This is a genomic window from Ferruginibacter sp. (assembly GCF_031430955.1).
In the GTDB taxonomy this organism is placed as follows: domain Bacteria; phylum Bacteroidota; class Bacteroidia; order Chitinophagales; family Chitinophagaceae; genus Ferruginibacter.
Genome location: NZ_JANPCM010000265.1, coordinates 1 through 6784, shown reverse-complemented (window position 1 = coordinate 6784; position 6784 = coordinate 1). Strand labels below are relative to the sequence as shown.

4 protein-coding genes are annotated in these 6784 nt (G+C 36.3%); 2 read left to right on the top strand and 2 right to left on the bottom strand.

What is annotated here, in order from left to right:
• Positions 1 to 159: 159 nt before the first annotated feature.
• Positions 160 to 720, bottom strand: a complete 561-nt coding sequence (locus ACY65O_RS07520; protein WP_462220238.1) for a ferritin-like domain-containing protein — start codon at positions 718 to 720, stop codon at positions 160 to 162.
• A gap of 257 nt (positions 721 to 977) precedes the next feature.
• Between ACY65O_RS07520 and ACY65O_RS07515 the strand changes: the two genes are divergently transcribed.
• Both ACY65O_RS07515 and ACY65O_RS07510 read left to right on the top strand, forming a co-directional pair.
• On the top strand, positions 978 to 4880 hold the full coding sequence (locus tag ACY65O_RS07515; protein WP_462220237.1) for a PAS domain S-box protein: 3903 nt from the start codon (positions 978 to 980) through the stop codon (positions 4878 to 4880).
• Entirely contained in the window at positions 4870 to 5241 is a 372-nt protein-coding gene (locus ACY65O_RS07510; protein WP_462220236.1) for a response regulator, read from the top strand. Before ACY65O_RS07515 ends, ACY65O_RS07510 begins: the two co-directional genes overlap by 11 nt.
• 11 nt (positions 5242 to 5252) lie before the next feature.
• On the opposite strand, the gene uxaC is transcribed toward ACY65O_RS07510, so the two are convergent.
• Positions 5253 to 6653, bottom strand: coding sequence for a glucuronate isomerase (gene uxaC, locus ACY65O_RS07505; protein WP_462220235.1), 1401 nt, complete (start codon positions 6651 to 6653; stop codon positions 5253 to 5255).
• Positions 6654 to 6784: the final 131 nt, after the last annotated feature.

The following is a 6784-nucleotide window of genomic DNA, read 5'->3' as shown; positions in this document are numbered from 1 at the left end:
TTTCATTACTATAAGGCCATTTTACTTTACATGTTTGGATTAATTTCATTTTTCATTAAACATTCTTTAATTTTAAAAAAATACTGAAATATTTAGACAGTATATATTTTTAACTACAAAATTATAATGCACTGCTTAAATATTTCAGGCACTAATTTATTATGCTTCCTGCATAGCCACTACTTCAGAAGTTATTTCAGTTAACTTTTCATCCGCAGCTTTTTCCTCGGCTAAGTTTTGGTGCAAAAGATCTGCAACATCATGCATGCCGAGTATTTGTGCGTAAGCCGTTAAAGTACCATAAGTGGCAATTTCGTAATGCTCTACTTTTTGTGCTGCAGCAATAATACCTGCGTCACGCATTACACCTTCTTCACATTCGGCCATAATTTCTTCTGCTTCTTTAATTAACCCCGCCATAGCTTCGCATTTTTTTGCTACGGCTTTTAAGTTAGCAGCTGCAAAAGCTTCTTCTACTCTTTTAACCTGCTCTTCTGTTTCTGCAAGGTGGTTAGTTAAACCCTCTTTCAACTCTTCAGCTGTTGCATTTTTAATCATTTTCGGAATTGCTTTTACCAATGCTTTTTCTGCCCAGTAAATATCCTTTAAACCATCTTCAAAAAATTTAAGCAATTGATCATGATCATTTTTTATTGTTTGCATTTTTGTGCTGTTCCCATTGCTTTTAGCAGGAGAATTAGTTTTTTCTGTACTTTTCATGTGAGTATTTTTTTAATTAAAATAAATTTATTTACAAAAAATATTGAACAATATAGATGCCAATTATTTTTGGCTTTATATAAAAATTTCTTGTGTACATTTCTCTACAAGTTTAAAACTTATTGGGTAAGCGGTTACTCCTGTAATCCCACAATGTTAAATGCTTACTAACGGCACATTTTTAGCTGGTTTAAAAGATAATTATTTTTAAAAAATTATAGATTATTTTTGAAAGCTCATAAAGCACTAAAATTTAAATGGTAAGCCCCGGTAATAGATCTACCTCAAAAGAAAAATTCTCCTTTCTGTCCGGCGGCGGCGAAATGGGGGCGCTTATCCGTGAAAAAGACTGGAGTAAAACCCCTGTAGGTAATCCTGAAACATGGCCACAAAGCTTACGCACTGCTTTAAGTATCATCCTTCATTCAAAGTTTCCCATGTTTTTGTTTTGGGGGCCCGACTTGGTTTGCTTTTATAATGATGCTTACAGGCCCAGCCTGGGAAACAATGGAAAGCATCCATATTTATTAGGAGAGCGGGCAGAGGAGCACTGGCAGGAGATATGGCATATTATAAAGCCGCTGATTGACCAGGTGTTGGGCGGCGGTGAAGCTACCTGGAGTGAAGATCAATTAATACCCATTTACCGCAATGGTAAAATTGAAGATGTTTACTGGACCTTCAGTTACAGTGCAGTTAATGATGAATCAGAAAAACCTGCAGGGGTTTTTATTACCTGCAGCGAAACCACTGATAAAATAAATGCATTTAAAATTTTAAGCGAAAATAACGACAGGTATTTTAATGACATTCTTCAGTCGCCGATTGCAATGTGTTTTTTAAGAGGTGAAGATTTTGTAGTGGAAATTATTAACAAATTTATGCTGGAACTTTTAGGAAAAGATGCAGGCGAAATAATGAACAAACCGCTTTTTGAAGGGATGGCAGAAGCCAGTGGCCAGGGTTTTGAAGAATTACTTTATAATGTTTACAACACCGGACAAAAGTATGTAGCAAATGAACGTGCAGTAAATTTACCCCGTAATGGTAAAATAGAAACCATTTTTGTAGATTTTACTTACCAGCCTTTAAGAAAACCGGATGGAACAATTTCTGGTATTGTGGCAACAGCAACTGATGTAACACTTCAGATTACAGCAAGAAAAAAATTAGAAGAAAGCAAACAAAGGTTTCAGGCCGCAGTGGGTGCTGTTGAAGGAATTATATGGACAAATAATGCTGATGGGCAAATGGAAGGGGAGCAACCCGGATGGGCTGCTCTTACCGGCCAAAGTTTTGATGAATACCAGGGGTATGGCTGGTCAAAAGCTATACATCCTGAAGATGCCCAACCTACAATAGATGCATGGAATGATGCCGTACTGCATAAAAAACATTTTGTTTTTGAACACCGTGTAAAATTAAAAAATAATACATGGGGTATGTTTTCTGTAAAGGCTATTCCGGTATTAAATTCGGATGGCGCAATTGTAGAATGGGTAGGGGTACATACAGATATTACTGAACAAAAGCATGCTGAAAAAGAACTTGTAGGAGCACTGCTGCAGTTAGAAAAAAGTGAAGAGAAATTCCGAACGCTTGCAGAGAACATGTCGCAGTTTGCATGGATGGCTGATGATAAGGGATGGATATACTGGTATAATAAACAATGGTACGATTATACGGGAACAACTTTTGAAGAGATGCAGGGTTGGGGATGGCAAAAAGTTCATCACCCGGATCATGTGGAAAGAGTAGTAAAAAAAATTCAACATTCGTTTGATACAGGAGAATACTGGGAAGATACTTTTCCGCTTAAAAGTAAAACCGGAGAGTATAATTGGTTTTTATCCCGTGCATCTGCAATAAGGGGTGCGGACGGTAAAATATCGCACTGGTTTGGCACAAACACCAACATAACAGATCAAAAAAATATTGAGGAAAATCTTGCTTACCGTACCGCTTTGCTGGAAGCTTATCAACATGCAAGTTTTGATGGTATATTATTAGTAGATGGAAAAGGAAAAATTATATCTCATAATAACCGTTTTACAGAAGCATGGGATATGCCAAAAGAAATTATTGAAGCAAACGATGATGTAGCTGCTTTAGATTTTGCGAAGAACCAGTCAGTATCCCCTGAAAAATTTATGGATAGGGTGAACTATCTTTATAACCACCCCGAAGAAACAAGCATTGATGAACTTGAATTAAAAAACGGAAAAATATTGGAGCGTTTTGGCTACCCTGTAAAAGGATCAGATGGAACATTTTATGCCTGGGCGTGGATTTTCAGAGATATAACGGAGAAAAAAAATTATGAAAATTCCCTGCTGGAAAGTGAACAGCGTTTTAAAAATGTAGCCAACAGTGCACCTGTATTTATTTGGATGGCTGGTACCGATAAACTGCGATATTTTTTTAACACTGCCTGGTTAAAATTTACAGGCCGCACTTTAGAGCAGGAAAAGGGTAATGGTTGGGCTGCCGGAATTCATCCTGACGATTTTAAAAACTACCTGAATAAATACCACACTGCTTTTGAAAAAAAAGAAGAATTTTATACTGAGTATCGCCTTAAAAGATATGATGGAGAGTACCGGTGGGTGTCTGCTAAAGGAGTTCCCCGTTTTACATCAGAAGAAACTTTTGATGGTTTTACAGGTGCATGCATGGACATTCACGAACGTGTTATTTATCAGAAAAAATTAAAAGAAGATGAAGAGAGGCTTAATATAATAATTAATGCAAGTGAATTAGGCACCTGGGAGTTAAATGTAAAAACCAAAGAAATAATTTATTCTGACAGGTATCTTGAAATTTTAGGTTATAAAAACAGGATCGAATTAAATCATCATGAATTAATAAAACATCTTCATCCTGATGACTTTGGTATCAGGGAAAGGGCATTCAAAAAAGCGCTTTCTACAGGAATTTTACAATACGAAGCCAGGCTAATCTGGAACGATAAAAGTATACACTGGATGGAAGGAAAAGGTAAAGTTTTTTACGATGAAAATAATCAACCGGAGAAGTTAATTGGTACCACCAGGGATATTACTGAAGAAAAAAATTACCAGCAGCAATTACTGGCAAGGGAACAAAAATTCAGGTTGCTGGCTGACTCTATGCCTGAATTTGTATGGACAGGGGATACCGAAGGCAATTTAAATTACTTCAATCAATCGGTGTATGATTACACCGGGCTTACAGCCGAAGAAATTAATAAAGAAGGATGGCTGCAAATAGTGCACCCCGATGACAGGGATGAAAATATAAGGTTATGGCTGCATGCTATTACCACAGGAAAAGATTTTTTATTTGAACACCGCTTTAAACGTTACGATGGAGAATACCGTTGGCAGTTAAGCCGTGCCACACCGCAAAAAGATGCTGCAGGAAATATTCAAATGTGGGTAGGCACCAGTACCGATATACAGGATATGAAAGAAATGGATGCACAAAAAGATCTTTTTATAAGCATGGCCAGTCATGAACTTAAAACGCCGGTTACTTCTATTAAAGGATATGTGCAGATATTACAAAGTATGCACGCCAACAGCGAAGATGATTTCTTAAAAAAATCGTTGAGCATTATTGACAAGCAAATTGTAAACCTTACCGATTTAATTGCCGACATGCTGGACCTTTCTAAAATAAAAACGGGCAGTCTTTCTTTAAACAAAGAAAATTTTAAAATTAATGAACTTGTTGTAGAAATTGCTGAGGAGATAAGGCATATTAATCCTAATGCTACAGTTATTTTTTCGCATGAAGATGAGGCTGTTGTTTTTGCCGACAGAAGCCGCATTGGGCAGGTATTAATAAACTTTCTTTCTAATGCAGTAAAGTATTCTCCCGGTACAGGCACTATAAAAATAAAAAGTGCGGTTGAAAAAGATGTTGTAATAATTTCTGTTGAAGATTCGGGAATTGGTATAAGCAAAACTGACCAGAAAAAAATATTTGAACGCTTTTACAGAGTGGAAGGAAAAAATGAAAAAACTTTTCCGGGTTTTGGCATAGGTTTATTTATTGCTTCGGAAATTATACGCAATCACGGTGGAGATATAGGCGTAGTAAGCGAACCCGGCAAAGGTTCTATTTTTTCTTTTTCACTTCCCTGCACAAATAATTTAAATAAAATAAATGTCAGTTAATACTGCTCATATTTTGGTTATTGATGATAACCAGGATATTCTTTTAATGCTGAAAACCATGCTTACCATTAAGGGATACCTGGTTTCTGTAAAAGATAATATTAAAGAGCTGGAATTATCCATAAAAGATTTAAAGCCAGATGTTATTTTAATGGATATGCTTTTATCGGGGGCAGATGGAAGGGAAGTGTGCAAAGAGCTAAGAAAAAATACTGCCTTTGATCACATTCCTATTGTAATGATTTCGGCACACTCCCACGTTCAGGAAGAATGCATTGAAGCCGGTGCCGATTATTTTATAGAAAAACCTTTTGACATGAACAGCCTTATAAAAATTGTTGAAGAGGCATTGAAAAAATAATTTTTACTGCGTTAAAATCCAAAATATTGTTTGGCATTATTATAGCAAATATCTTCAATCACTTTTCCTGTCCACGCTATATCGTTAGGTAACTCGCCATTTTCAATTTCTTCGCCAAACATATTGCAGAGTAAGCGGCGAAAATATTCGTGGCGTGGAAAAGACAGAAAACTTCTGCTGTCGGTTAACATACCTACAAATTTACTGAGCAAGCCCATGTTGCTTAAAGCATTCATTTGTTTGGTCATACCATCTTTCTGATCTAAAAACCACCAGCTGCTGCCATATTGCACTTTGCCTGCAACGCTGCCATCATTATAATTGCCTGCCATTGTTGCCATCAATTCATTGTCGGAAGGGTTTAAGTTATACAAAATGGTTTTAGCAAGCTGGTTAGTGCTATCCAAAGTATTTAAAAATTTAGCTAAGGCTTTTGATTGAGAAAAATCGCCAATACTATCCCAACCTGTATCGGGGCCAAGCTGCGATAACATTCTTGCATTGTTATTACGCAATGCGCCTAAATGAAATTGCTGCACCCATCCTTTTTCGTGATCCCATTTTGCAAACTCAATAAGCATGGCTGATTTTATTTTATGATTTTCGGTAAGGCTTAAGGTAGATCCTTTTCTTACTTTATCAAAGATGGTATCAATTTCAGCATCGGTAAAATCTTCTGCATAAATTTGCTCTAAGCCATGGTCGGAAACGGAAGCACCGTTGGCTGCAAAATAATCGTGGCGATTTTTTAATGCCGTTAAATAATCACCATAACTGCTTACGGCAATATTACTTGCAGCTTCTACTTTAAGCACATAAGCATTAAATGTTGCAGCATCATCTACATTCATGGCTTTATCGGGCCGGAAAGCCGGCAATACTTTTACAGCACAATTATCAGCAGCAATTTTTTTATGATATTCTAATGTATCGGTAGGGTCGTCGGTGGTACATAAAGTTTTTACATTCATTTTTGCAAGCAATCCTCTTACACTGTATTCTTTTGTTTGCAGTAAAGCCGTTGCTTCGTCATAAATTTCTTTGGCCGTATCAGCATTTAAAATTTTATCAATGTTAAAGTAACGCTGCAGTTCTAAATGCGTCCAGTGATATAATGGATTGCGAAGTGTATAAGGAACTGTTGCAGCCCACTGCTGAAATTTTTCGAAATCACCTGCAGTACCGGTACAATATTTTTCGTTGATGCCATTGGTACGCATTGCCCGCCATTTGTAATGATCGCCATACAACCACACCTGCGTAAGGTTTTTAAAGTTTATATTATTTGCAATTTGATCGGGTGGTAAATGATTGTGATAATCAATGATGGGCATTTTTTTTGCAAACTCATGGTATAAAGTTTGCGCTGTTTTGCTTTGCAGTAAAAAATTTTCGTCTAAGAATTTTTTCATTCTATTAAATTTTGCTTTTGAATCTTCTGTATCAAAAATATAAACTAAGCATTTTATATTATTAAATAATTACGCAATCGTTACCAGTAAAAATATTCGGTAAATTTTTATTTGTAACTCAACCCTTCATT